The organism is Riemerella anatipestifer (assembly GCF_009670965.2).
Classification (GTDB): Bacteria; Bacteroidota; Bacteroidia; order Flavobacteriales; family Weeksellaceae; genus Riemerella; species Riemerella anatipestifer_B.
In genome coordinates, this window is record NZ_CP073239.1 from 205847 (window position 1) to 232079 (window position 26233).

At 34.8% G+C, this 26233-nt stretch carries 24 protein-coding genes; 11 read left to right on the forward strand and 13 right to left on the reverse strand.

Features of this window, described 5'->3' with window-relative positions:
- The first annotated feature begins 4 nt into the window (after positions 1-4).
- From D1J36_RS00970 to D1J36_RS01000, 7 genes are all read left to right on the forward strand, one after another.
- Entirely contained in the window at positions 5-580 is a 576-nt protein-coding gene (locus D1J36_RS00970) for a hypothetical protein (protein WP_154137082.1), read from the forward strand.
- 12 nt (positions 581-592) lie between these two features.
- Entirely contained in the window at positions 593-1006 is a 414-nt protein-coding gene (locus D1J36_RS00975; protein WP_154137083.1) for a nitrous oxide reductase accessory protein NosL, read from the forward strand.
- Between the two features lie 38 nt (positions 1007-1044).
- On the forward strand, positions 1045-2289 hold the full coding sequence (nosD, locus tag D1J36_RS00980; RefSeq protein WP_013447165.1) for a nitrous oxide reductase family maturation protein NosD: 1245 nt from the start codon (positions 1045-1047) through the stop codon (positions 2287-2289).
- Positions 2290-2304: 15 nt separating this feature from the next.
- Positions 2305-3018 (forward strand): ABC transporter ATP-binding protein, encoded by a 714-nt coding sequence (locus tag D1J36_RS00985; RefSeq protein WP_154137084.1) that lies wholly within the window; start codon positions 2305-2307, stop codon positions 3016-3018.
- Positions 3011-3778, forward strand: coding sequence for an ABC transporter permease subunit (locus tag D1J36_RS00990; protein ID WP_154137085.1), 768 nt, complete (start codon positions 3011-3013; stop codon positions 3776-3778). Before D1J36_RS00985 ends, D1J36_RS00990 begins: the two co-directional genes overlap by 8 nt.
- Positions 3779-3893: 115 nt before the next feature.
- A complete protein-coding gene (locus tag D1J36_RS00995; protein WP_154137086.1) occupies positions 3894-4382 on the forward strand; it encodes an ecotin family protein in 489 nt (162 codons plus the stop codon).
- A gap of 62 nt (positions 4383-4444) precedes the next feature.
- Entirely contained in the window at positions 4445-5131 is a 687-nt protein-coding gene (locus D1J36_RS01000) for a 5'-methylthioadenosine/adenosylhomocysteine nucleosidase (RefSeq protein ID WP_154137087.1), read from the forward strand.
- Here D1J36_RS01000 and D1J36_RS01005 read toward each other — a convergent pair.
- Together D1J36_RS01005 and D1J36_RS01010 are read right to left on the reverse strand one after the other, a co-directional pair.
- Complete coding sequence (locus D1J36_RS01005) at positions 5126-5911, reverse strand: hypothetical protein (protein ID WP_154137088.1); 786 nt, start codon at positions 5909-5911, stop codon at positions 5126-5128. The genes D1J36_RS01000 and D1J36_RS01005 overlap by 6 nt on opposite strands.
- A 10-nt stretch (positions 5912-5921) precedes the next feature.
- Positions 5922-6422 (reverse strand): RNA polymerase sigma factor, encoded by a 501-nt coding sequence (locus tag D1J36_RS01010; RefSeq protein WP_154137089.1) that lies wholly within the window; start codon positions 6420-6422, stop codon positions 5922-5924.
- Between the two features lie 150 nt (positions 6423-6572).
- Between D1J36_RS01010 and D1J36_RS01015 the strand changes: the two genes are divergently transcribed.
- Both D1J36_RS01015 and D1J36_RS01020 read left to right on the forward strand, forming a co-directional pair.
- Positions 6573-7448, forward strand: coding sequence for a pirin family protein (locus tag D1J36_RS01015; RefSeq protein WP_154137090.1), 876 nt, complete (start codon positions 6573-6575; stop codon positions 7446-7448).
- 147 nt (positions 7449-7595) lie between these two features.
- Entirely contained in the window at positions 7596-9140 is a 1545-nt protein-coding gene (locus D1J36_RS01020) for a PglZ domain-containing protein (protein WP_154137091.1), read from the forward strand.
- A gap of 25 nt (positions 9141-9165) precedes the next feature.
- Here D1J36_RS01020 and D1J36_RS01025 read toward each other — a convergent pair whose 3' ends face one another.
- The 8 genes from D1J36_RS01025 to ruvX form a co-directional block, all read right to left on the reverse strand.
- On the reverse strand, positions 9166-10803 hold the full coding sequence (locus D1J36_RS01025) for an LIC_10190 family membrane protein (protein WP_154137092.1): 1638 nt from the start codon (positions 10801-10803) through the stop codon (positions 9166-9168).
- Between the two features lie 4 nt (positions 10804-10807).
- A complete protein-coding gene (gene ribD / locus D1J36_RS01030) occupies positions 10808-11827 on the reverse strand; it encodes a bifunctional diaminohydroxyphosphoribosylaminopyrimidine deaminase/5-amino-6-(5-phosphoribosylamino)uracil reductase RibD (protein WP_154137093.1) in 1020 nt (339 codons plus the stop codon).
- 93 nt (positions 11828-11920) lie between these two features.
- The gene (locus tag D1J36_RS01035; protein ID WP_154137094.1) at positions 11921-13741 is read right to left on the reverse strand and encodes a DUF349 domain-containing protein; all 1821 of its coding nucleotides are present in this window, start codon (positions 13739-13741) and stop codon (positions 11921-11923) included.
- 79 nt (positions 13742-13820) lie between these two features.
- Entirely contained in the window at positions 13821-14546 is a 726-nt protein-coding gene (locus tag D1J36_RS01040) for a shikimate dehydrogenase family protein (protein ID WP_154137095.1), read from the reverse strand.
- A gap of 57 nt (positions 14547-14603) precedes the next feature.
- Complete coding sequence (gene mazG / locus D1J36_RS01045) at positions 14604-15371, reverse strand: nucleoside triphosphate pyrophosphohydrolase (protein ID WP_154137096.1); 768 nt, start codon at positions 15369-15371, stop codon at positions 14604-14606.
- A 519-nt stretch (positions 15372-15890) separates the two neighbouring features.
- Positions 15891-16313 (reverse strand): DUF5606 family protein, encoded by a 423-nt coding sequence (locus D1J36_RS01050; RefSeq protein WP_014937288.1) that lies wholly within the window; start codon positions 16311-16313, stop codon positions 15891-15893.
- A 27-nt stretch (positions 16314-16340) separates the two neighbouring features.
- Positions 16341-16913 (reverse strand): peptide deformylase, encoded by a 573-nt coding sequence (gene def / locus D1J36_RS01055; RefSeq protein WP_064969451.1) that lies wholly within the window; start codon positions 16911-16913, stop codon positions 16341-16343.
- Entirely contained in the window at positions 16910-17323 is a 414-nt protein-coding gene (ruvX, locus tag D1J36_RS01060) for a Holliday junction resolvase RuvX (protein ID WP_154137097.1), read from the reverse strand. Before ruvX ends, def begins: the two co-directional genes overlap by 4 nt.
- Before the next feature lie 200 nt (positions 17324-17523).
- Here ruvX and mfd point away from each other — a divergent pair, with 200 nt between their 5' ends.
- On the forward strand, positions 17524-20883 hold the full coding sequence (gene mfd / locus D1J36_RS01065) for a transcription-repair coupling factor (RefSeq protein WP_154137098.1): 3360 nt from the start codon (positions 17524-17526) through the stop codon (positions 20881-20883).
- A gap of 56 nt (positions 20884-20939) precedes the next feature.
- Here the strand turns inward: mfd and D1J36_RS01070 are convergent, their stop codons facing one another.
- From D1J36_RS01070 to D1J36_RS01080, 3 genes are all read right to left on the reverse strand, one after another.
- Positions 20940-21599: a YceI family protein gene (locus D1J36_RS01070; RefSeq protein ID WP_154137099.1), complete on the reverse strand. Its 660-nt coding sequence runs from the start codon at positions 21597-21599 to the stop codon at positions 20940-20942.
- Between the two features lie 82 nt (positions 21600-21681).
- Positions 21682-22704, reverse strand: coding sequence for a sensor histidine kinase (locus tag D1J36_RS01075; protein WP_154137100.1), 1023 nt, complete (start codon positions 22702-22704; stop codon positions 21682-21684).
- A gap of 11 nt (positions 22705-22715) precedes the next feature.
- Positions 22716-23393 carry a response regulator transcription factor gene (locus D1J36_RS01080; protein WP_064969447.1) on the reverse strand — a complete coding sequence of 226 codons (678 nt, stop codon included), beginning with the start codon at positions 23391-23393 and terminating at the stop codon, positions 22716-22718.
- Positions 23394-23596: 203 nt separating this feature from the next.
- Between D1J36_RS01080 and D1J36_RS01085 the strand changes: the two genes are divergently transcribed.
- Positions 23597-26209, forward strand: a complete 2613-nt coding sequence (locus D1J36_RS01085) for a TonB-dependent receptor plug domain-containing protein (protein WP_154137101.1) — start codon at positions 23597-23599, stop codon at positions 26207-26209.
- Positions 26210-26233: the final 24 nt, after the last annotated feature.

The window sequence follows — 26233 nt, forward strand, 5'->3', positions numbered from 1 at the left end:
TGCAATGAAAAACAATAAACTATCAGCACTTTCTGTTCGGTTGCTTATTTTATGTGCTGTAGCTCTCATAGTAAGTATTTTTGTCCCTATTTGGGTAATTTACTTAGAAGCCCCACAGTATCCTGAAGGTCTAGAAATGTACCTCCATGCCAACAAAATTTCTGGCGATTACCAAATCATTAATGGGTTAAATCATTATATCGGAATGAAAGAAATCCATCAAGAGGATTTTTGGGAATTTAAAGTACTACCCTATATTTTAGTATTTTTTGCAGTTTTTGCTTTTGCAGTGGCTTGGTTTAGAAAGATTATAGGACTATACTCGTTCTGCATATTATTCACACTGTTTGGTATCGCCTTTATGGTAGATTTTTATTTATGGGAATATGATTATGGGCATAACCTTAAACCAGATGCAGCCATTGTAGTTCCTGGTATGACCTACCAACCTCCTCTCTTAGGCTATAAGCAACTCCTAAATTTTGGTGCATACTCCTACCCTTATACAGGGGGCTGGATAATGATAACAGTAGCATTAGTTGCACTTATACTTTCTTTTTTTGAATTTAAAAAACACTAAAAATTAAATCTTATGAAACATTATATTTTAACATTATTATTAGCTTTTATCACATTCACTTCTTTTTCATGTAACAACAAAAATGTGGAAGCCATAGAACTAGGTAAAGACCAATGTTCGCACTGTAAAATGACAATTCAAGATTCCCGATATGCCACCGAACTTATTACTGAAAAAGGCAGGATATACAAGTTTGATGATTTGGTATGTATGGAAGCCTACACAAAAGAAAATTCACAAAAAATAGGTAACGCCAAACTATTTGTTTCCGATTTTTTAACCTCAGAATTATTCCCTTTAGAAAAGGCATTCAAAATTACAGGGGGACAAGTAAAAAGCCCTATGAATGGTAATATAGCCACATTTAAAAATAAGAATGAAGCTATTAAAGAAGCCCATAGATTACAAGCTTCTGTAATTAATTAAAAAAACATCTTCCAAAAAAAGCCTTGATTAAATTCAGAATGATGCTTTTAAAACGATTACTAATTCTTTTTTGTCTTACAACTACCCTACTATCCTTTGCTAAAACCTATTTTGTAGGAGAAGGAAAGAGGTTTAGCACCATAAAATCAGCTCTCCAAAAAGCTAATAATGGAGACACGCTCATGGTTTATTTTGGACATTACAAAGAAGGTAATCTAAATTTAGATAAGTCAATCACCTTAATTGGCATCAATTACCCTGTATTGGACGGTGAGTTTAGACATGAAATAGTATCTTTTCGGTCAGATTACATCACTCTTCAAGGCTTTAAAATCATAAATTCTGGAGCTGATGAAGTCAGAAATATTGGAGCGGTAAGGTTATATGACAGTCGTTTTTCTGTTATCAGAAATAATATTTTTCAAAATAATTATTTTGGAATTACGGTTCAAAGAGGCGAAAGATGTTTGATTGAAAACAATAAAATTACCACTAATAGAGGGATTTCTCAGGAATCAATCGGAGATGGAATTCATGTATGGTCTAGTAATGAAATTTGGATTAAACGAAATTTCATCTCTGGACATAAAGATGGTATTTACCTAGAAAAAACAAACAACAGCTTCATTTTTAAAAACTTATCCTTAAAAAACAAACGCTACGGACTGCATTTTATGTTCTCACACAACAATGTTTATACTGCTAATGTTTTTAGACAAAATGAAGCTGGGGTTGCTGTAATGTATAGTAGGAATGTAGAAATGAGCTACAATAAATTTTTGAATAATAAGGGTGAAAATGTCTACGGACTTTTACTGAAAGATTTATCATTTAGTAAAATAAAACACAATACTTTTCAGAATAATTCCGTAGGTGTTTTTATGGATGGCTCCTCCAAAATTGATTTTTACTACAACGAATTTAAAGACAACGGTTGGGGACTAAGAATAAACGCTAATTGTATTGAAAATAAACTATTTAATAATAATTTTATAGCAAATATTTTTGATGTAAGTACCAGTGGCAGCATTTTTCTTAACACCTTTAAAAACAACTATTGGGATAAGTATGAGGGCTATGATATAGATAAAGATGGTGTAGGCGATATACCTTTTTACCCTCTAAGTCTTTACGCAGTAATATCAGAACAAAACCCTATGATAATGATTCTTTTCGGAACTTTTTTTGTGGAACTGATGAATCGCTCCGAAAAGCTTATGCCAAGTCTTACACCTGATAGTTTTGTAGACGAAACTCCCTTGATAAAACGAAACAATACTTAATGAGTAAATAACTAAATGATAGAAATAAAAAACCTTACCAAGACTTTCGGTAAATTTAAAGCTCTCAACAATATTAATCTTTCATGTAAAACTGGGAGAGCTATTGCTCTTATTGGTCCAAACGGCTGTGGAAAAACCACTCTAATTAAGAGCATTTTAGGATTAAATACTGTTGAGTCTGGACAAATATTGGTTAATGGGAATGATGTTTCAGAAAGCTATCATTACCGTGAAATTATTGGCTACATGCCTCAGATAGGAAAATACCCTGAGAATATGACTATAAGGGAAACTCTAGATATAATTTTAAAGAATCGTTCACAAACTAAAAAACTAGATATAGAGCTTATAGATGCCTATGATATAACAAAAATAGAGAATAAAAGAATGGGCAATCTTTCTGGAGGTACAATCCAGAAAGTCAGTGCCATAATAGCTTTTATGTTTAACCCTTCAATAATCATTTTAGATGAGCCTACTGCGGGACTTGACCCTATTGCTGCTGAAATCCTTAAACATAAAATCATAAAAGAACAAAAAAAAGGAAAGCTAATTATCATTACGTCACACCTACTCAGTGATTTAGAGCAAATTGTAGATGAAGTCATATTTTTATCAGAAGGGAAAGTGATATTTCATAAAAATGTAGAGGACATAAAGCAAAGTACACAAGAGGATAGCCTATCAAAAGCCATAACAAAGATACTAAGACAAGTACAAGATGTATAAAATTGCAAAGTTCATACTAACTGATATTTTAAAGAGCAAAGTTATTGCTGTGTATACGCTCATGTTATTTATTATATCATGGGCCATTCTAGGATTAGAAAGCAATCAGATAAAGGCTAATCTCAATCTACTAAATATTGTACTTTTTGTAGTTCCACTATTTAGTCTTGTGTTTTCAGTAATCTACATCTACAACAGTACACAATTCATAGAACTTCTTTCTACTCAGCCTATTAAACGAGATGTAATATGGACGGGAACTTTTTTGGGGTTATCGCTATCTCAACTATTAGTATTTTTAGCTGGCTGTGGCATTCCCATTATTCTGTATTCTACACTTACTTACGGATTATGTGTCTTACTAGGTGGTATGTTGCTCTGCGTAAGCTTTACCTCATTAGCCATGTATAGTTCTATTTCTACTAATGACAAAACAAAAGGAATAGGAATAGCTCTATTCATTTGGGTATTTTTTAATATCATCTATGACGGTTTGTTACTTATCTTGATGTTTCAATTTTCAGATTATCCTATAGAAAAACTAATAGTTGTATTATCCTCACTTAGTCCTATAGGGCTTACCCGTATTTTTGTACAACTACAGCTTGATATCTCTGGAATGCTAGGCTATTCAGGAGCAATTTTTAAATCAATTTTTGGTTCAGGTGGTGGAGTTTATATTTCTGTTCTTATTCTTCTAATTTGGATTATATTTCCTTTCTTATCAAGTTTACTTAAATTCAGAAAAAAAGATTTATAAATATTATGCTTCACATTTAATTGCTCTAGTCTCAATTAAATAAAAATAAACTTCGGTTTTAGTTTCATGTTCGTTTTTTTGTAACTTCGTAGCATAAGAAATAAAAATTAAAGTCATGATTTTTAAAGCGATGCTAATAGGAGTAATTTCCATTGGATTACTAGTAGGTTGCAACTCACAAAAGCAAAATAATATGAACGAACCTAAAAACATAAGCACACTCACAAAAAAAATGGAGGGCTATGAACATCTCAGCATAACTCTTCCGAAAAAATCTAATGAAAACGAACTATATCTAGAAATGACTCCAGGTAAGTGGCATAAGGTAGATTGTAACTCGTATGGATTACTAGGAAATATTGAAGAGAAAAAAGACCAAGAAACAAATATTTCTTACTATTTCTACGATACTGATGGTAATATGCGTTCAACCATGATGGCTTGCCCTGATATGACGCTTACTAACAAATTTGTAGTTGGAGAAAGCAAAACTATCAACTATGCAAGTAATACTCCTATCATCATTTTTTATCCAAAAGGCTACGAAATTAAACTTAAAGTTAAAAATCAACAAAACGAAGAAGTTCCTACAAAACTGCCATAAACCCAATGATATTTACAGTGAGTTTTCGTAATTTTGTGGTTTAATTATTTAAAGTAAAACCTATGAAAATAGCCGTTATTGGAGCCATGGAAGTTGAAATAAGGCACTTATGTGATGCTTTAGAAAACCCTATAAAAAAGGAGATTCATTCATTTCAATTTCATATTGGGACTATTGCCAACCACGAAGTTATTGTTTTACTTTCTGGTGTTGGCAAGGTAAGTTCGGCTATAGGGACTTGCTTACTTATCAATCATTTTGCCCCTGATTTAATTATCAATACAGGAACTGCAGGTGGACTGAAAGAAGTTCAAGTTAAAGATATTATCCTCGCTACGGAAGTACGCCATCACGATGTGGATTTAACAGCCTTTGGTTACGAACTTGGACAACAATCTAAAATGCCTCCAGCTTTCATACCTGATTCCTTTTATGTAGAAAAAGCCGAGACTGTCATCAAAAAACACGGCATCAATGCTAACAAAGGGTTAATCATTAGTGGTGATGCATTTATCAACTGTCCTGAAAAATTCCAATGGCTTAAAGACAACTTCCGTGCCGCCAAAGCTGTGGAAATGGAAGCTGCTTCTATCGCTCAAGTATGCCACCAAATGAAAACACCTTTTATTGTTCTAAGAGCCATTTCGGATATTGCAGGAGAAGGCACTACGGTTTCCTTTGATACATTTGTTACCGAAGCTGGAAAAATCTCAGCCGAAATCAATATTGATTTAATTAAAAGTTTATAGTTGATTTTTACCCAATAATATACTGAAATATGCTATTATATATCCTGTGATAGCACTTATGACAATCAATATAAAAAACCAAAAAATCCAGTTGGCAAGAGTAGCGTATTTTCCAAAGATTTTCCCAAAGAAGTGTTTTGTTTTTTGAAATATTTGATATTTCCCTTGATAGCTTAAGGAGTTTCTATTGAACTTAAAATCATTAGACTCATCACTCAGCTCACTCACCAAATCTGTAATTTCAACAACATAATTACCATAAACTTCTCTCAACCAAATCTTTCCCATAACATACATAATAATGGAAGTCATAAACAAGCTCACAACAACAAACATCACTCCATTCCAACTATTCAAATCCAAAAATAAAAGAAATACAGAAAATAATATAGGAACAAACGAAATATAGTAAGATTTATAAAGCTCCGTATTAAGCACCAACTCGTACCTAAGATTAAGCAAATTGTGATAGGTCTGGAAATTTTGAGTACTAATAGTTTTATACAACGAATAAAACTTAACAAAATAATAAACAATTATAAGTATTGAAATGATATATAACAACAAAAACAAACTCCCTTGTTGTGCATTTTTTATTTGAGAATAATAAAGCGGAACTATAAGAACCATAGCAAGAAGTGTAGTCCAAAACTCCATCTTCATATTCGCTCGTATTTTTTCCAAAGGTGTTTTTACCGCCTTTTGCTGTTCCAAAGAAATATTAGGAAGGTCTGATACCTTCTCTCTATGCCACAAATCTTTTATATTATCAAGTTCCATATTATTTGATTTATTGTTGAGTTCTAAGTTCGTTAATCAAAGTTTTCAATTTTTGTTTGGCTCTATTTAGTTTCACTCTTACATTTACCTCTGTTATTCCCATTTGAGCCGCTATCTCTTTGCCTGAGTAATTTTCTAAATAATAGAATATAAGTGCTTTATCTATTGCACCTAGCTGTTGTATTGCTTTATACATAAGTTCTAATTGCTGTTGTTCAACATCATTATTTTCCATCTTCTTATTTATTGCACTTAGCTCTATATCAGTAGTATTGATTTTTTTCTTATCACTTCTTAAAAAAACAATAGAGGTATTAAGTGCCACCCGATAAAGCCAAGTAGAAAATAAACTCTTACCCTGAAAAGACGGATACGATTTCCACGCTTGATAGATAATCTCTTGAAACAAATCTTCTTGGTCGTTTTTATTATCCATATACATTTTGGATATTTTAAAAATAACCCCTTTATGCTTCTCTATTTGTTGTAAAAATTCTGTTTCCAGAGACATCATTAGCTTTTATGTAGAGTAAGTATCCAAATCACAAAAATGTTACAAAAATATTTTAATTTATTTTTTTCGGTGCTTTTTTTATTATCCTAGGTCAATGCTTAAGGGTAAGGGATTAAGGTATCTTTGCTTAAGTAAAAAACATTCAAAATGAACACTAAAAAAATAGAGCTTATTGCAGCTCCTAGACCTGCACATTTTGTAGGAGATGGTTTTAGAGTACACAATTTTATTCCTAGCGGATTTAGATTAGATATGAAAAGAATGGATCCTTTCATTATGATGGATTACAATTCTAAGTTTTATTTTGAACCTTCCCAAACTCCTAGAGGTGTAGGCGTACACCCTCATCGTGGTTTTGAAACCGTAACTATAGCTTATCAGGGCAAAGTAGAACATCACGATAGTGCAGGCGGCGGTGGCATTATACAAGAAGGCGATGTACAGTGGATGACGGCTGGTAGCGGTGTACTCCATAAAGAATATCACGAAACTGAATGGAGTAAAAAAGGTGGCATTTTCCAAATGGTGCAACTGTGGGTAAATCTCCCTTCTCGCTATAAAATGAGTCCTCCAAAATACCAATCTATACAACATACAGAGTTTCCTAAAGTCTCTGTTGGCGAAAATAGTTGGGTAGAAGTAATTGCAGGAGAATACAATGGTAGCAAAGGTATCGCAAGTACCTTCAGCCCAATACATATGATGAATACAAGACTGAAAAAAGGTGCTAGAGCTTCATTTAGTTTCCCTGCTCATTTTAACACCGTTGCTTTGGTTATAGAGGGCAACATTATTGTAAACGAAGAGGAAGAAGCTCCTACAGACCATTTAGTTTTGTTTGAAAATAGTGGCGAAGATTTCAACATAGAAGCCCTAGATGATGCTGTTGTACTTATCCTTAGTGGAGAACCACTTAACGAACCTATAGCCGCTCACGGTCCGTTTGTAATGAACACTAGAGCAGAGATTATTCAGGCTTTTGATGACTTTAAAAACAATAAATTCGGAGCCTTAGAAGATTAACGAAAAGCAGGCTAAAAACCTGCTTTTTTATTTAACTCAAATTTAACTTTTTTTATAAATGCTTTGGCTAGACATTGGCAGGTTTAGCTGTATCTTTGGAAAACTAAAGAAGAGTGTTACAAACACCCTTATAAATAAAGAATAGTTATGGCTAAAAAAATATTATGGATAGATGACGAGGTAGATTTATTAAAACCTCATATCGTATTCTTAGAAAACAAAGGTTATCAGGTAACGCCCATCAATAATGTTAATGAAGCCTTAGAAATATTAGACGAAGAAAGTTTTTCATTAGTTCTTTTGGACGAAAATATGCCTGGTATTTCTGGGCTAGATGCCATACCATTACTAAAAGAAAAAAATTCAGCAATGAAAATTGTAATGGTAACTAAAAGCGAAGAAGAACACATTATGGAGCAAGCCATAGGTTCGCAAATTGCCGATTATATCCTAAAACCTGTAAATCCTAACCAAGTTCTGCTCTCTTTGAAAAAAAATCTACAAAGCGACGACCTTGTAGAACAACAAACCAAGCAAGAATATCAGCAAGAGTTCAGAAACATAAGTATGGAATTAAGCTATCTTAACACTTATGAAGATTGGAGTAATTATTACAAAAAAATATTGGGCTGGGAAATTAAGTTTGATAAAGTATTTGATAACGAATTTGCCGACTTGCTACAATCTCAAAAGGAGGAAGCCAACATACAGTTTGCCAAGTTTATAGAAAGAAACTACGAAAATTGGCTCAATTCAAATGAGAAGCCTCTTATGAGCCATACGCTTTTTAAAGAAAAGGTAAAACCAGAAATGCAGAATGATAAAGCTCTGCTACTTATGATAGATAATCTAAGGTATGACCAATGGAAAGTCATTGAACCATTGTTTCTTAAATTCTATAACAAAACTCTAGAAACCTCATATTACAGCATCTTACCTACGGCTACCCAATACGCTAGAAATGCTTTTTTTGCTGGACTAATGCCTTCCGAAATAGAAAAAAGGTTTCCTGACCAATGGCTGAACGACAACGAAGAAGGCAATAAAAACGAAGCCGAACAAGATTTCTTAAAAGACCAAATGAAGCGTTTAGGATTATCTTCTAAGACAATGAAATACATTAAAGTCTTAAACTCTGATTTTGAACAAAAGGTTTTAGAAGATTTTCATCAACATCAAAATAAAGATTTAGTGGTAGTTGTCTATAATTTTATAGATATTTTATCCCACGCCAAAACGGATAACTCTATCGTTAATCAGTTGATTAGAGATGATAAAACTTTCCGTTCTCTTACCTTAAATTGGTTTGAAAACGCTCCTATTATGAGACTGATTAAACAAGCCGCAGAGTCTGGTTTTAAACTCATCATCACTACAGACCACGGCACTATCTATGTTAAAAAGCCAAGTAAAGTTGTAGGCGACCGAGAAACTTCCACCAATATCCGCTATAAAACGGGAAAAAGCATTTCTTATGAAGATGCAGATGTGTGGGCAATTAGCCAGCCAGAGAAGCTATTTCTCCCCAAAGGCAATCTAAGTAGCAAGTATGTATTTGCTAAGAATAACACCTTTTTAGCATATCCAAAAAACTACAATCACTTTGTTAATTATTATAAAGAAACCTATCAGCACGGTGGCATTTCTTTGGAAGAATGCATTATTCCATTTTGTGTTTTAGAACCTAAATAAAAACCAAAAGATAGAGATAATTTCTCTATCTTTTTTCATTTATATAAAATCCATTAACAATCTGTTGTAATTGCTCTTTATCTTCGTTAGATAATTTTTTCCAAACAAAACCTTCTTTTAAATTTGAACCTATTTTTTGAGGAAAAATCCCTGCTTCTAAATAAAGTTCCAAGAAACTAGGAGAAATAGCTGGAAGTGGCGTATCAAAACTAAAAGGATAATTATCCACTACATTAAAAGTCAGATTACCTATTGTAAAAGTTTTATACCGTTGGTATTTGTAAGTCGCAGGTTTTACGACTTGAGAAAGTTCTATGTTTTTAATAAATCCGCCCAACCTAAAGCTAGGAATATATTTCACAATTAAAGATGGAGTAAATAAAAATACAGACATACCTAAAGTACCTATAATACTCACAAAAGCCACTTTCTTAGCGGAAAACCAACTTCTAAAAATTAAAAGAACAACTACAAAAAACACTTCTAAGAAAAACCGGTATTGTGCCGAAAATAGCAATACCAAAACGCTTTTAATAAAAATTGATATTACAATCAGCCAAATCAAACGGCTTTTACTTTTAATAGCAAATAATAGTAATGTCAACAAACTCAAAACAAAAGCTATATTGATAACTCCTTTTATGCCTTTCAGAAATATCCAATTTTTAATACTTTCCCAAACCGAAAATTGCTTTATTACCTCGTAAGAATATTGAAAATCATAAGTTTTAAGGATAGCGGTTTCGGCAGAATTTTTAAGCAAAATTTCGTTAGGTTTCCAACTCAAGTCTAAATCCAAAACTTGTACTGGAAAAACGGGAAATCCAAAGCAATACCAATTTTTAATCATAAAAATAGACACCACACCTAAACCTACCATTATTAACCTATAAAAAAATTTCCGTATCAAAAAAGCATATAAAAATACCATCAATGGTAGCCACATTATGGTAGGTTTTATACTGAAAATCCAAACCGAAAACCCAAACAATGCTGACACATTATGGTTTTTATTCAAAACTTCATTCAAGACTATTAAAGAGCCTATAATAACTGGTAAATCTGTACTTGGCGATTGTAAAAACAATAACAAAATAGGCAAAAATATAAAATGAACCCACGCCTTTTTTTCTATAATATAAATGATATATCCTAAAAGCAATACTACATTCAACCTCAGAAAAACATCGGAAGTATTAGAAAATCCAGCCTGTAAAATATGCCAAAGGGACATTTGCCCTAATATTAAATCTAAGTTCCCAATTCCCTTTACTAGACCTACCTCTGCAATCCATTTAATGCTAGGTACATAATAGCCAAAATGGTCTAAAATAAATGGATACCCACTCCCAAAAAGCAACACGACAAAAAGTAACGGAGCAAAAATCAAATAGTTTCTAGTGATAAAAGTTCCTAAAACGCGATATATTTTAAAATAAACAAAAGCACTTAATCCTAAGACCAAACTAGAGACTTCTACTACTCTATTGATAGGCATTGCAAATGCTAAAACCGCCCATACCAAACTCAAACCCATACACCCTGCAAAAAAAGCAGAGGATAGTTTTTCTTCCCACAACTTTCCTAATAATTTTTCAAACAGCATTCCTATCCCCAACAAACTAGGGAAAATAACGCCTACGGAAAGTAACAGATAAAGCATAAAATTATTTTTTATAAAAATTTAAAACATTATCTCTCATCTGTTTTTTTCGATAAGGTTTTTCATTGAATGTAGGAGCTTTAGTTCCATTATTCAAAGTTAAATTAGACGCTTTAATTACCACTACCTCATCCCAAAGTTGAGCTTCAATAAAGGTATTTAACATCTTGCTTCCGCCTTCTATAATGATAGATTGTATCTGCTGTTCATACAAATGATACATCAGTTCTTCTAGAAAATTTTCTCTATCAATTTTTATCCATTTCAAATGGTCTTGCTCACAGTTTTTATAAAGGTTAAAAATAATGGTAGGAGCATTAGTATTGAAAATATTAAAACTTCGAGGAACTTTAAGCTCCAAATCTATTAAAACTCTGATAGGATTTCTACCGTCAAGATGCCTTACATCTAAAGTTGGGTTATCATTAAGTGCCGTTTGTGTCCCAACCAAAATAGCGTGTTCTTCGGCTCTCATCTTATGTACATATTGAGATGCCAAAGTATTGGATATAGGCGTTGGAACAAAATTTCGGTCTATAAAACCATCGTTAGACTCTGCCCATTTCAGTATAATGTATGGTCTTTTTTTCTCGTGGAAAGTAAAAAACCTTCTGTTAAGCCATCGGCATTGTTCCTCCAACACTTTATCAACCACTTCTATTCCTGCTTCTTCTATCATTTTTTTTCCTTTGCCACTCACTTTTTCATTAGAATCAGCGGAGCCTATAACCACTTTTTTGAAACCAATTTCTGTGATTTTAGCAGCACAAGGTGGTGTTCTCCCAAAGTGAGAACAAGGCTCTAATGAAACATAAATCGTTGATTCTTTTAAAAGCCCTTTGTTCTCCACCGAATTGATGGCGTTAATTTCTGCATGAGGTTCTCCTGCCTTGTGATGATAGCCTTCCCCTATGATGATGCCATTGTGTACAATTACCGCTCCCACCAAAGGATTAGGGTAAGTGTTACCTCTAGCCTTCTCTGCCAAGGCAATACATCTACTCATATATTTTTCGTAAGACATACAGAACTATATTATTGATATTAACTAAAAAACTTTGCTGAAATCAATCTAATCCCAACAAAGTTTTTGTTTCTATTTTCGTTTAACCTTTTATTATTCTCCCGAAATCATTTGATGTAATGTAATCCTAAGGCTCTCCAATTGAGCTTTCTTATCGTCAATTTTCTCAAAAGTATCTGTTAACAACGGATTCTCTCTCGTTGGATTGTTAAAGAAAGAAAGATTGTTTTCCAGCTTAACCACTTCAGCCTCAAGGTCGATAATTTGGTTTTTAAGTTTACGAGCTCTATCAGTAATTTGAGATTCGGATAAGCCTTCCTCCTTAATATCAAACTCATTAAGGTTATTAAGTTTCAGCTTTTGCTTTAGAGTTTTATTAAACTCCGAATTGATGCCCAACTTATCCTTAGGCACCTTGCCTATGGCATTCCATTTATTTTTAATATCCTCTATTATTTCTAGAGAGTTTTCTCCTTTCTCTATTTTTTTAAGTTCTTCTAGGAGACCTTTCTTCTGCTTAAAGTTTTCGTTCCAATCGTCTCCAGCCGCTTCGCTTTTGGTTCTGTATTGGTCAAAGAAAAAGTTGCACGCTTCACGGAACGCGTCCCACACTTTATTTGCTTGACTTTTAGGCACGTGCCCTATCGCCTGCCAGTCTTTCTGAAGTTTCTTGAATAGCGGCACCATAGTCTCCCAATCTTCGGAGTTTTTGTTGTCTTGAGCCACTTTTATCAACTTGTATTTTTCTTCTAAGTTGTTGATTTGAGTTTGTTTAAGACCTTTATAAAACTCGTTTTTAGCAGAGTTAAAGGCTCTTACGCTTTGCTTAAAATCAGTCCAATTTTGGGTAGAAAGCTTTCTAGGAACACTACCTAACTTTATAAACTCTTCTCTTAGCTCTTCCATTTTCTTAATGGATTTCTGCCAATAATTATGGTTAGGTTTTTCTGGCGACCCTAAAGCCTTAATTTGAGTAATAATAGCGTTTTTCTTCTCTAGATTTTCTTTTTGCTCTACTTCTCTCGCTGCGAAAAGTTCGGTTTTTCTATCATGTATTTGGTTAGAAATTTCCTTAAATTCCTCCCAAGTGCTATCCCTAAACTCTTCTGCCACAGGTTCTGCCTCCTCTCTCCAAAGTTTGTGGAGATATTGCAACTCATTAAGTGCTTTTTGTACCAATGGCTCTACCAATAACTCCTTAGCACGAGCGATGATGTGCTGTCTCTTTTCCAAATTATGGGCATACTCTTGCTCACGGTATTCTTTGTTGAGGTCTAGCATTTGGTAAAAACCGTTGAGGTGATGATAGTAGTTATTATTCAGATTTTTAAACTCCGACTTTGCTACTTTACCTGCATTAGCCCAAGCCTCTTTTATTTCTCTTATAGCTTTGAAGAGGTCTGTCCCTGGTTCTGTATTGGTGTAAAGATTTTTAAGTTTCTCCACAATCCCTAACCTTACCTCTAGATTTTTTTGATGTTCTTCCTCTTGCTTTTGAATAAAGAGGTCTCTCTTCTCTTTAAAAATATTGATGAGTGCAGAAAACTTTGCTTGTAAAGGGTGCTCGTAGCTGAAAACCTCCGAAGGGTCATTATCCGCTGCTTCAAACTCCTGTTTTTTGTTTTCTGTTATTTCATCTATTTGCTCAGAAATAGATTTTCTAAGTGCATTGAATTTCTGAATCTCCTCTCCTGCATTCTCTAAATTGATGAGCTTCTCTAACTTATCTACCAACTCTTTCAAAGATAATTTTTCGTTCTCTTCGTGGTCATCATCATCGTGGTCTTCTTCTTCAACTTCCAACTCCTGATCCTGATAAGACGAAGGTTCTAAAACAGTATTTGCCTTTACTTCTTGGTTGGGTTGAGGGGTGTTCAATTCTTCTTGTCCAGAGTTCAGAGTTTCTTTGTTCATAGCAATATATTTTTAGCGTATTAAATTCTAATTAGGTACAATGCCCTAATTTTTCCATCGGCACTAAATTAAAGGTTTTTTATACTAAATTCCAAATTTCCCAGGCTTTTTCTGCCTGTTGTTCCAACATAAATAGCCCATTAGCTGTTTTAGCCCCTCTTTTTTGAGCTTCTTTGATGAGTTTAGTTCGTTCGGGATTATAGATAAGGTCTAATACCAAGTGTTCGTCCGAAAGCCCATCAAACGGAAATGGGACACAGTCTTCCACATTAGGATAAGTACCTACGGGAGTACATTGTATGATGATTTGATATTCAGACAAATGCTCTTTGGTAAGCTGCTCAAACTTGATTGCCCCTCGCCTAGAGACCACAAGATACGGAATACCCTTACGCTCTAACACAAATTTAACGGCTTTAGCCGCCCCACCATCGCCTAGTACAAGTGCCTTCTGATGAGTAGGTTTAAGATGGAGGTCTAAGGTTCGTTCAAAACCATAGGCATCTGTATTGTAGCCTATCTTCTTGCCGTATTTAATGCTTACTGTATTTACCGCTCCTATGGCTTGGGCTTCTTCGCTAAGCTCATCTAGGTAGTTTATAATTTCTACTTTGTACGGAATGGTAACATTAAAGCCCACCAATCTTGGATTAGACCATAATGCTGTAACGCTCTCTATACTGGGCAAATCTAAAATATGGTAGGAAATATCTTTGATAAATAACTTCTTAAACTTGGCTTCAAAATATTTTTGAGAGAAGGAGTATGATATGTTTCTCCCTATAAGCCCCAACTGTTTTCCCATAAACTTGTTTATAATAACTATTAAAGGTAATGATTACCGAACATTTTTCATTTATTCTCATTCTTGTTTTTTAGCTTCTTCCCAAAGGCTGTCCATCTCTTCCAGAGAGAGGCTGTCTAGGTTGAGATTTTTCTGCGAAGCTAAAGCCTCCATCGTTTGAAAGCGGCTGATGAATTTGTGATTGGTACGCTCTAAGGCAGTATCAGGATTGATGCCCGAAAGCCGAGCATAATTGACCAAAGAAAACAACACATCGCCAAACTCTTGTTCTTTCTGCTGCGGGTCTTGGGTATGATGAAACTCTTGTAGCTCTTCTTCTACCTTGCTCCACGCCGCTTCGGCATTTGGAAACTCAAAACCGATGCCCCGCACCTTGTCTTGGATACGATACGCCTTAACCAAAGACGGCAGCCCTCTAGGTACGCCTGATAGAATGGAACGATTGCCCTCTTTGAGCTTGAGTTTCTCCCAATTTTGCTTCACTTCTTCCTCGTCTTTCACCTCTGTATTGCCGTAGATATGAGGGTGCCTGAAAATGAGTTTTTCGTTGAGTGATTTTAGGGCATCTCCTATATCAAAGTGCTGCTGCTCCGAGCCTATTTTGGCATAAAATACCAAATGTAAAAGGACATCTCCCAGTTCTTTCTTAATCTCGTCTAGGTCTTCGTTCAGAAGGGCATCGGATAGCTCATAGACTTCCTCTAGGGTGAGGTGTCTTAGACTTTGCAAGGTTTGTTTTCTATCCCAAGGGCATTGCGCTCTTAGGGTATCCATAATCTCCAGTAATTCTCCAAAGGCGTTTAGTTGTTGCTCTCTCGTGGTCATATATTAAATCTATTAAAGCGGTTTTGCAAATATTCTATTAGTTTCTAAAGACATTTTGGTGCCATATCATTAGCACTATATAAAGTGTAAAGCCCCACATTAGCACTTTAGCATCGCAAAGTTATACTTTTAGAAGCTAATTTTGCGTCTGTAAAGGGTAATTTGCTTATAAATTATGTTTTTTATTAAATCAACCCCAAATACTCCCAATTTAACCTAGTGGACTTGGTCTAGAACCTAGAACTCTTGGTTCAGAACGTCATTTACTTCCTAACGAACCTAGACAACTTGGTTTAGAATATAGACGACTTGGTCTTTAGCTTAAAGCACTTCCTATTTAACCTAGACAACTTAGTCTAGAACCCAAAACACTTCCAACTTAACCTAGACGACTTTATATCTAACCCTAACCTCTTCCCAACGAACCTAGACGACTTAGCCTAGAACCCCAAATTCCCTCCTCGCTCTATTAAACAAAAAACTTTGCTAAGAGATTCAGCAAAGTTTTTGTGATAGTGGTTATTTTTCTGTTTCGTTTTCTTCTTCTTTCACGAAGCTATTTGGTGTAATGTAGCCCGCCTTCTGCAGGAGGTTGTACCATTGTGCTAATTTTCTAATGTCGGACACATACACTCGCTCTGTATCATAGGTCGGTAGAGATTTTAGCATAAATGCTCTAAGCTCTTCGTCCGAAGATTTATGGTTGATAGTTTGCTCGTAATTTTCGTTTTTAGCGATATTTTCAAACACTTCGAACAATGGCACTTCTCTATCAAAACTGAACATTGCAATGTTATCCAAAAGACTTACCTGACTTGAGTTAGAAATACTTAGCTTCTTCTTAGTGGTAATATCTTCTACAATGAACCCATTTCTAAGTTGAGAAACTAATTTATAAAGCCCTGGTTTTCCTGAAATTGAAATAATTTTTTCTAAAAGCATATCTTCGTTTTTTATCTTTATTTTAATCTATTTAGGGAATCTCATTTTGTAGCTTACGCTTACCTCTCCTGCCGATATTTTGTTGAGTTTCCCTTTCACTAATTTCTTTTTGAGCGCACTTAGTTTATCGGTAAACAGAATGCCCTCTATGTGGTCGTACTCGTGCTGTATAACTCTTGCTCTAATATCGGAGTAAGTTTCTGTGTGTTTTTTGAAATCCTCATCGTAATACTCTATCGTGATGGTGTCTTTCCTTTTAACATCTTCTCTTACTTCTGGTATAGAGAGGCAGCCTTCGTTAAACTTCCACTCCTCCCCTGTTTCTTCTAATATCTTGGCATTGATGAATACTTTTCTGAAATCTTTAAGCTCATTCGCAATATCTAAGTAGTCTTCGTCTTCTGCCAGTGGTCTTACATCTACAATAAAAAGTCTAATATCTAACCCTATTTGCGGTGCTGCAAGCCCTATCCCGTGAGCTCCTTCCATAGTTTCAAACATATTTTGGATAAGCTCTTTTAGATTAGGATAATCTGGGGTAATATTTTGTCCTTTCTTCCTAAGTACAGGGTCGCCGTAGGCTCTTATTGGTAGTATCATCTCTTTTGTTCTAAAAAGTTTTGTAAAATTATGGTGGCACTTATTTTATCTATAAGCCCCTTTTCTTGTCTTTGTTTTTTATTTTTCCCACTCTGACTGATAAAAAAAGAAGCCATCTTGGAGGTAAATCTTTCATCTAAACGGTGGACTTCTATCTCTGGAAATTGAGTATTGAACTTTTCTATAAATTCTAAGATAGAAGTTTCTACTTCAGAGACATTGCCCTTTAAATCCACAGGGTAGCCTACAACCACAGCTTCTACAACATTACTGCGGATATATTCGGATAAGAATAACAAAAGTTCTCCCGTTGGCACTGTGGCAAGCCCACTAGCGATGAGCTTCATATCATCTGTTGCCGCTATACCCGTGCGTGCTTTACCGTAATCTATGGCTAATATCTGTCCCATAAAGAGGTGCAAATTTAATGATTTTTTAAACATATTTAAACATCGATGGTATTTTTAAGCATATAAATCAAAACCCACCTGCCTATTCTCGGTAAAGTAAGACAAAATTTACTAACTTTGCGTTCGGCAACGCTTTAGAATAAAACTCTAGAGCGTTATCTTTGTTTTTAGCACACCTTTGTTATTATAGATTGAGTAATATGATTTTGTCCCCAATCCACGAAAGCCTTTTGCCTTTCCTTCTGAAACATCAATTTGGAAGCTCCATTTTGGAAGCCTTGCCCCAGCATCAGCACATTTCGGTGAAGGGAATGGCGGGTTCTAGCCCAAGTTTAATCTGTGCCGAACTATTCCTCACCCGAAACCAACCTATCCTCCTTATAGTAGATGATAAGGAAGATGCCCACTACACCACTACAGAACTGGAAGAACTACTCGGCGAAGATAAGGTACTCTATTTCCCTGCCACCCACCTAGAGCCTTACCAAACCGAAAAAACACAAAATGCCAATTTGGTATTAAGAACCGAAGTGCTTAATCAGCTCAACGCCAATACAGAGCCAAAAGTTATTGTAGCCCACTACGCTGCCCTTTGTGAAAAGGTGCTTAAAAAGGAAGATTTTAAAGCCATTTCTCACCATATTAAGGTGGGCGACCAGCTAGATTTTGATTTTACAGGCGAACTATTGGAGCAGTTTAATTTTCACTTAACCGATTTTGTTTCTGAACCGGGAGAATTTGCCGTAAGAGGCGGTATTGTAGATGTATTCTCCTATGCCAATGATAAGCCTTATCGTATCACTTTTTTTGGCAACGAGGTAGAAAGCATCAAAACTTTTGATATTGAAACTCAACTATCCATAAGCAAGGTAGAAAGTCTGCAATTGGTTTCTAATATGAATTTTGCAGTACAAGGCACCAAAGTTCCGTTCCTAGACTTACTGCCAAAAGATAGCTTTATTGTTACTAAAAATGCCTATCTAGGACTTAACTACATCAGAGATTTTTACACAAAAGCAGAGGAAAAATATACCCAACTCAACTCCGACATCAAACACCAAAAACCTAACGAACTATTTATATCAGACGAGGTATTTTTTAAAACCTATCAAAAGTTTAGAACGGTAGATTTTACCTCGCAATCGTTACAACTTCCTCAAGCTCCTTTTATTGAACTCAAGCAAAACCCACAACCGAGTTTTAATAAGAATTTTGAACTCTTGATTGAAGATCTAGAGGAGAAACAAAAGCAAGGCTTTAATTTATGGATTTCGTTTGCCTCCGAAAAACAAAAAGAACGACTGAAAAGTATTTTTGAAGATTTGGGAAGCGCCATTTCTTTTCAGTTTTTCAAATCAGAGTTACATCAAGGGTTTATAGACCACCAGCACCAAATCCTTGTCTATACCGACCATCAAATTTTTGATAGATACCAACGCTACCGAGCTAAAAATACTTTTGCCAAGTCGGAACAACTCACGCTTAAAGATTTAATGTCTTTAAAAGTAGGCGACTACATTGCCCATATTGACCACGGCATAGGGAAGTTTATGGGATTGGTGAAGGTAAACAATGGCGGTAAAACTCAAGAATGTTTTAAATTGACTTATAAAAACGGAGATTTACTCTATGTAAGCATACACGCCTTGCATAAAATTTCTAAATATAATGGTGCCGAAGGTAAAGAAATTACACTTTCCAAAATAGGCTCTCCTTCGTGGAAGAACCTCAAAAATAAAACGAAAGCCAAGGTTAAACAAATTGCATTTGACCTTATAAAACTTTACGCTAAAAGGAAAACCGCCAAAGGCTTCGCCTATACACCAGACACTTACCTCCAAAATGAATTGGAGGCTAGCTTTCTCTACGAAGATACTCCAGACCAAGAAAAGGCAACACTAGATGTTAAACGAGATATGGAAGCCGATACCATTATGGATAGGCTTGTCTGTGGCGATGTGGGATTTGGTAAAACCGAAGTAGCTATAAGAGCAGCCTTTAAAGCTGCTACAGATGGTAAACAAGTTGCTGTTCTGGTACCGACAACCATTTTGGCGTTTCAGCACTACCGAAGTTTTGCAGAAAGGCTTAAAGGTTTCCCTGTTAATATTTCGTACCTCAATCGTTTTCGTACAGCAAAACAAAAACGAGAAACCTTAGAGAAACTCGCCGAAGGTAAAATTGACATCATCATCGGTACCCATCAACTTGCCTCCGAAAAAGTCAAGTTTAAAGATTTAGGGCTTCTCATTATAGACGAAGAACATAAGTTTGGGGTTTCTGTAAAAGATAAACTTAAAACTTTAAAAGCCAATATAGATACTCTCACACTTACCGCTACGCCTATCCCTAGAACGCTACAATTTTCGCTAATGGCAGCGAGAGATTTATCCGTGATTAAAACACCTCCACCCAACAGGCAACCTGTGGAAACTCAACTCATAGGTTTTGATGAAGAAATTATAAGAGATGCCATTTCCTACGAATTACAAAGAGATGGACAGGTTTATTTCATCAATAACAGAATTGATAATTTAAAAGACATTGCGGGAATGATACAACGCCTCGTCCCCGATGCTAGAGTGATTACAGGACATGGACAAATGGACGGTAAGCAGCTAGAAGAAAACATATTAGACTTTATGGAAGGACGGTATGATGTACTGGTTTCCACCACGATTGTAGAAAGCGGTGTAGATGTACCCAACGCCAATACTATCTTTATTAACGATGCCCAAAGGTTCGGTATGGCAGATGTCCACCAGATGCGTGGGCGAGTGGGACGAAGCAACCGAAAAGCATTCTGTTACCTCATTACGCCACCTTTTGATATGATAACTTCTGATGCAAGAAAACGCCTTGAAGCCATAGAACAGTTTTCCGATTTAGGCAGTGGTTTCCAAATCGCAATGAAAGACCTTGAAATTCGTGGTGCTGGTGATTTGCTCGGTGCAGAACAAAGTGGATTTATCAACGAGATGGGCTTTGAAACTTATCAAAAGATAATGCAAGAAGCACTAGAAGAACTACAAAACGATGCCGAGTTTGAAAGCCTTTTTGAAAACGAAGCAGACCGTAAAAAACTATTCAAATCTTCCAAAGATGTTAATATTGACACCGATTTGGAGCTGATGTTGCCCGATTCTTATGTAAGTAGTACAGAGGAGCGACTAAACCTCTACCAAAAACTTGCAGAAATAAATAACAAAGAGGAACTAAAACGCTTTGAGGCAGAACTAGAAGACCGTTTTGGGTCATTGCCAGATGAAGCCATCAACCTAATAAAATCAGTGGAATTAAAATGGCTAGCTGCAGCTATTGGTTTCGAAAAAATTGTAATGAAAAATGGCATTTTTATAGGCTATTTCCCTAGCAATCCGCAGGATAAATTTTACCAAACCGAAAAGTTTAAAAAGATTATCCAATATCTAAGTCAAAATCCTCAAAAAGCCAGTCTTAAAGAGAAACATTCTGCAGAGGGCAACCAACTTATGATGAGAAAAGACCATATTAACGATGTAGATGAAGTGAATGAACTTCTGCAAGCTATACTCAACTAAATGAAAAAGCCTCAGAATATTCTGAGGCATTTTTTTAACCTTTAAAAAAGTAATATTTATTTCAATTGAGAAGCATCTATACTCACATGTACCGTTACTTCATTTTTAATAACTCCATTAGCCACAGGCATTTGAAATTTAACTCCAAAATCTTCTCTCTTAATGTCGGTAGGCTCAGTTTTAATGCTTACTTTACCCTCCTCTACCTTTACATTAGCTTTAAATTGTACTGGTTTTGTAATTCCTTTAATCGTAAGATTACCATCTAAAAGAGTGTTATAATCTCCTTCGGTAGTTTCTGTAACCTTGGTAATTTCAAAAGATGATGTTGGGAATTTTTCTACCTCAAAAAAATCTTCATTTTTAAGATGACCATCTAATTTAGCTGATTTTTCTGCATCATCTGTAATATCTCTGTTTGCTAAAGTGTTCATATTCGCTACGAATTTCCCACTCTCTAGCTTACCATCTTTTACTGTTACTTCCCCGCTCTCAAATTTAATATCTCCAAAGTGGCTGGTATTATCAGACTTTACTACTTTATAGCCTTTCCACTCTATCTTACTGGTTGCTGTATCTATGGCATATACTTGCCCCTCTTTAGTAGTGGTAACTTCATTAGACTCGCTAGTAAGAGGTTTATCTTTTCCGCAAGAATTTAGGGCTAACAGACCAATGCTCATTGCAAAGAATAAGCTTAAAATGTTTTTCTTCATTGTAGTTTGTATTTATTATGATTAAAGATATAGGGCTAATATAAGAATTTTTATATAAATACACAAACAGATGATTTCTGCATTAAGCCTTATCTAAGGTAAAAATAAAACTCGCTCCACTTAAATAGACACTTTTGGCTTCAATATTTTGCCCATGAGCTTCTAAAATATGCTTTACAATAGCTAAGCCTAAGCCAGAGCCTCCATCTCTTCTGTTTCGGCTACTTTCCACACGATAGAAACGCTCAAAAACACGAGGAAGTATCTCTGGTTTTATCCCCATACCGTTATCTTTAACCTCTACCACTACTTTATCTCTATGAACTGAAGTAATGACTTCTACCACTGCTTTTTCTCTATTAGCATAATGTATTGCATTAGAAACTAAATTGAGTAAAACTTGTGATATTTTCTGTTTATCTGCCAAAACCCATATAGTTCCATTACTTTTAAGGCTTAGCTGAGTGCCCTTCTTTTGAGCTTCTATATCTAAAAAGTCAAAGATTTCCTTTACCAAAACATTGAGGTCAAATTTTACAAATTCAAGAGTGATTTCGCCACTTTCAAAGCGGTTAATCATATCTAAATCTTTAACGATATTCATCAATCTATCTAAAGATTTATCTATACGATGCAGGTATTTATCTCTAATTTCTAAATCTTCCACACCACCGTCTATCAGAGTTCCCACATAGCTCTGTATGGAAAATAATGGAGTTTTGAGCTCATGCGATATGTTACCTATGTACTCTTTACGGTAGCGTTCCATCTCCTTCATCATATCAATCTCTGAACTTGCCTTTTCGCTAAGTCCAGAAATTCGTTCGCCTAGTTCTTTAAAATTGATATTCTCATCTTCAGTAGCAATTTCATCTGGTAGAATAGTAGAGATTTGCCTTATCTTTTCTTTACCATAAAATCTAAATAAAAAACTAACAATAGTATAGTTAATAAAGAAAATAACCGACAGAACGAATAAAATAACAATGAAACCTACATTATTAAACCAATCTTTAGTTTTTACATATTCAAATGCAAAAACTACCAATCCCATAGCTCCTGTGAGGCACAGAGATGCTACAATACTAAGTGAACTTGGTTTCATTTTACAACTTATTAGATAATCAATTTATAACCAATCCCTTTAAGTGTTTGGATACTTTTAGAGCCTAGTTTTTCTCTTAATCTTCGGATATGAACATCTATTGTTCGTTCTCCTACCACTACATCATTACCCCATACTTTTTCTAAAATTTCCTCTCTTTTAAATACTTTTTCTGTATTAGACGCTAAAAGATTTAGTAAATCAAACTCCTTTTTCGGTAAAATAAAACTTTCATCGCCTTTGGTTACCTTAAAATTATCTCTATCAATAATTAAATGCCCTATTTTTAGAATTTTATTTTTTTCTTCCACTTGTTGCGTAAGGTTCATTAGAGCATTCACCTTGGAAATAAGTACTTTAGGTTTAATGAGCTTTACAATATAATCATTAGCACCTGCTTGATAACCCGCCAACTGCGAAAATTCCTCGCCTCTTGCAGACAAAAAGACAATAAGACACCCTTCTAATGCAGCTATTTTTCTAATCTCTTGACAAGTCTCTATACCATCTTTGTCGGGCATCATAACATCAAGAAGAATAAGATGTGGAAGTATTTCTTTAGCCTTCTCTATACCTTCGTTTCCGTTATTGGCAGTGTGTACCTCATACCCTTCTTTCTTTAGGTTATAGGAAATAATTTCCAAAATATCAGGCTCATCATCTATTAGGAGTATTCTTTTGCCTTTCATTTTTAGTTTTTATTAGTTAGGGGCTCAAATTTAATCATTTTTTAACTTAAAATTAACACGCTTTTGGTTCTTAATATAAAGTTAATATTTCCTATCATCTGTTAAACATTATTTAATACAAAGTTAAAATCTCCGAAACCTTAGTTTAAGCCATAAAATAATTTCTTTGCACCAGTAAAAATGAATATCTAATAAGTTTAAAAATGAAGTATCATAGGCTTAGTCTTGCAGTTTTGTTCTTATGTTCCTCTACAGGAATTATTTTAGGACAAGTATCAAAAAAAGACAGCATCAAAAACGAAAAGAAAATAGATGGCGTTCAGCTAAAAGCTACCGTTAACAAAAAAACTGAAACCGCAGTATTACAATCTATTAAAAAATCTAGCGTTCAGGTACAAGCCATGGGGGCTGAGGAAATCTCTAGGAAAGGTATTTCTAATGTGGAACAGAGTTTAACCAAAATTACAGGAGTAAATACCGTAGAAGGCAAAGGGCTTTTTGTAAGAGGACTTGAGGAGAGATATAGCACCTTACTTATAAATGGATTAGGTTCACCTTCTAACAACCCCTTCCAAAAAATTATTGCTTTAAAGCAGTTCCCAACCGATGTTGTAGGAAAATTGAATATTTATAAAACATTTAATAGCGACCTTTACGCCGACTTTGCTGGTGCTACTTTTGATATAGAAACGCTATCCTACGATAAGCCTTTTACAAAAGTAGAATTTAGTATAGGTTTTAATAGTCAAACCACTTTCAGAGATAGATTTAAAATCAATGAAAATGCTAATTCTATCAATGGTTATCTAGGTCTAAACTCTAGAAATAGACAGCTACCTAGCGAGGTTAAAGGTTTCCGACCGTCTAATTATATTTTCAATGGTCAAGAATCAGTTTCTTCTTTCAAAGACTCTTGGAATGTGGATAACATAAAGGCATTGCCTAATACAGGGCTTTCCTTGACGACAGCTCAGCGTTTTAAAGCTGGCTCTGGTAGAATTGGGTTACTTTTATCCTTAAATCAAGCTAATAAATATCAGTATCAAGAAGGGCATAATAATCTATTTTTATTCTCAGGCTCTAATATTACCTATAACAATAAGCTCTACCAAAAAGAGTATGAATATGAAACTGAATCCTCTGCACTATTGGGCTTAGGCTACAAAAACAAAGGTACAGATGTAATGTTGAATGCCATATTCCTCCAAAACTCTACCAATATCATACAGGATAACATAGGATATGTAGACCAAGGAAACTCTGGAGAAGGGCTATTCCGTGTGAACCAACAGGACATTTCTAGATTTACAGATATACAACTTATCGCCTCTCAAAAACTAGGCAAAAGACATCTCATAAAGGCTGGTGGTAGCTGGGTAAATAACCTTTATCAACAACCTGACAGAAAAATATTCTCTGGAAACCCAGAAACTCCTAGCGATTACGATAGAATAAGACTAAGCTACGGTGGTAATAACCTTATACGCCAATATCTAGATGTAAGTGGTAAAAATTATCTTTCCGCTTTTGCAGAATATAAATTAAGTCTCGACGAAAAGAATGATAGAAAATCTTACCCTATAGAACTGAGTTTAGGATATAATGGCTTTATGGATAGAAGAAGTACCTCGTACAGATTTATTTACTCTGTTTTCAACAATAGTGCTTCACCAAGTGGAAGAACGGTTATCATAAATCCAGATACCCCACAAGATACCTTTAACCAATCTGCACTTAATGGGTTCTTTAATTATAGAGAAGGGTCTAATGTAGTATACAGAAACAACATTTATCAGTTTGTAAACGCTGGGTATGCCAGTATAGACTACAAACCAAACGACACTTGGGACATTATTTTAGGTGGTAGAATAGAGAATAATATGAATATCACTAGGTATAAAGAACTTTCTAATTCTATCAACGGACCTTTCTTAAACCTTACTAGAAATCAGTATTATTTCCTACCGTCCCTATCGGTAAAAAAGGAGCTTAACTCTAAAACTAACCTAAGATTTGCCTTCAGTAAAACTATTACAAGACCTATCTTAATAGAGTATATGCCAATTACCTACATCAATCCTAATAATGAGAATATCCTAGGTAACCCAAGACTTACCAATAGTGAAAACTATAACTTTGATTTCAAGTACGAGCTATTCCCTACAAAAGATGAAATATTCGCTTTTGGTATCTTTGGAAAGAAAATCATCAATGCCATAGAGAAATCTTATACTGCCTCTGCAAACTCTAATGGGCAAACCATCACCTTTTTTAACGCTTCCGAAGCTAATCTAGCAGGGATAGAGCTAGAAGGTATTATCAACTTGAGAAGAATTTCAGAAAACCTTTCTCCTTTTTCTTTAGGTGTAAATACTACTCTAATGTACTCTGATGTTAAGCGTAGTAGCCTACAAAAAGAGCAAGAATCTGACAGACAAAAAGGTCTAAAAAGAGGCTTACAAGGTGCAGCACCATGGACAGTAAATGCAGATTTAAAATATGAACGAAAAAATGCTCAAAATTTAACTCAGACGGCATCTCTAGTATATAATGTTTCTGGCTCTAAAATTCATACATTAGGCTCAATTGGTATAGACCACATTTATGAAAGACCTTTCCATAAGCTAGATTTTGTTTATCAGAGAGAACTCTCTAAACAATGGAAAGCCAAGTTCAGTGTCATCAACCTACTTAATAGTAAATACAAACTTGAGTATGGAAACAATAACGATGTAGAAGTAAAAGCTGAAAACTTTATACATACAGACTACAGAAGAGGTACTAACTTTAATTTTTCAATAGAATATACTTTTTAATTAAAACTAAATCAATCTAATAAA

Excerpts from the sequence above, each read along its gene's own strand:
- D1J36_RS01010 (WP_154137089.1), bottom strand. The coding sequence starts at position 6,422 with ATGTCTCTGGAAACAGAATTTTTACAACAAATAGAGAAGCATAAAGGG.
- def (WP_064969451.1), bottom strand. The coding sequence starts at position 16,913 with ATGATACTACCAATAAGAGCCTACGGCGACCCTGTACTTAGGAAGAAA.
- mfd (WP_154137098.1), top strand. The coding sequence starts at position 17,524 with ATGATTTTGTCCCCAATCCACGAAAGCCTTTTGCCTTTCCTTCTGAAA.
- D1J36_RS01085 (WP_154137101.1), top strand. The coding sequence starts at position 23,597 with ATGAAGTATCATAGGCTTAGTCTTGCAGTTTTGTTCTTATGTTCCTCT.
- D1J36_RS00975 (WP_154137083.1), top strand. The coding sequence starts at position 593 with ATGAAACATTATATTTTAACATTATTATTAGCTTTTATCACATTCACT.
- D1J36_RS01015 (WP_154137090.1), top strand. The coding sequence starts at position 6,573 with ATGAACACTAAAAAAATAGAGCTTATTGCAGCTCCTAGACCTGCACAT.
- D1J36_RS01020 (WP_154137091.1), top strand. The coding sequence starts at position 7,596 with ATGGCTAAAAAAATATTATGGATAGATGACGAGGTAGATTTATTAAAA.
- ribD (WP_154137093.1), bottom strand. The coding sequence starts at position 11,827 with ATGTCTTACGAAAAATATATGAGTAGATGTATTGCCTTGGCAGAGAAG.
- D1J36_RS01025 (WP_154137092.1), bottom strand. The coding sequence starts at position 10,803 with ATGCTTTATCTGTTACTTTCCGTAGGCGTTATTTTCCCTAGTTTGTTG.
- D1J36_RS01050 (WP_014937288.1), bottom strand. The coding sequence starts at position 16,313 with ATGCTTTTAGAAAAAATTATTTCAATTTCAGGAAAACCAGGGCTTTAT.
- D1J36_RS01075 (WP_154137100.1), bottom strand. The coding sequence starts at position 22,704 with ATGAAACCAAGTTCACTTAGTATTGTAGCATCTCTGTGCCTCACAGGA.
- D1J36_RS01040 (WP_154137095.1), bottom strand. The coding sequence starts at position 14,546 with ATGGGAAAACAGTTGGGGCTTATAGGGAGAAACATATCATACTCCTTC.
- D1J36_RS01080 (WP_064969447.1), bottom strand. The coding sequence starts at position 23,393 with ATGAAAGGCAAAAGAATACTCCTAATAGATGATGAGCCTGATATTTTG.
- nosD (WP_013447165.1), top strand. The coding sequence starts at position 1,045 with ATGATGCTTTTAAAACGATTACTAATTCTTTTTTGTCTTACAACTACC.
- D1J36_RS00995 (WP_154137086.1), top strand. The coding sequence starts at position 3,894 with ATGATTTTTAAAGCGATGCTAATAGGAGTAATTTCCATTGGATTACTA.
- D1J36_RS01005 (WP_154137088.1), bottom strand. The coding sequence starts at position 5,911 with ATGGAACTTGATAATATAAAAGATTTGTGGCATAGAGAGAAGGTATCA.
- D1J36_RS00970 (WP_154137082.1), top strand. The coding sequence starts at position 5 with ATGAAAAACAATAAACTATCAGCACTTTCTGTTCGGTTGCTTATTTTA.
- D1J36_RS00985 (WP_154137084.1), top strand. The coding sequence starts at position 2,305 with ATGATAGAAATAAAAAACCTTACCAAGACTTTCGGTAAATTTAAAGCT.
- ruvX (WP_154137097.1), bottom strand. The coding sequence starts at position 17,323 with ATGGGACAGATATTAGCCATAGATTACGGTAAAGCACGCACGGGTATA.
- mazG (WP_154137096.1), bottom strand. The coding sequence starts at position 15,371 with ATGACCACGAGAGAGCAACAACTAAACGCCTTTGGAGAATTACTGGAG.
- D1J36_RS00990 (WP_154137085.1), top strand. The coding sequence starts at position 3,011 with ATGTATAAAATTGCAAAGTTCATACTAACTGATATTTTAAAGAGCAAA.
- D1J36_RS01035 (WP_154137094.1), bottom strand. The coding sequence starts at position 13,741 with ATGAACAAAGAAACTCTGAACTCTGGACAAGAAGAATTGAACACCCCT.
- D1J36_RS01000 (WP_154137087.1), top strand. The coding sequence starts at position 4,445 with ATGAAAATAGCCGTTATTGGAGCCATGGAAGTTGAAATAAGGCACTTA.
- D1J36_RS01070 (WP_154137099.1), bottom strand. The coding sequence starts at position 21,599 with ATGAAGAAAAACATTTTAAGCTTATTCTTTGCAATGAGCATTGGTCTG.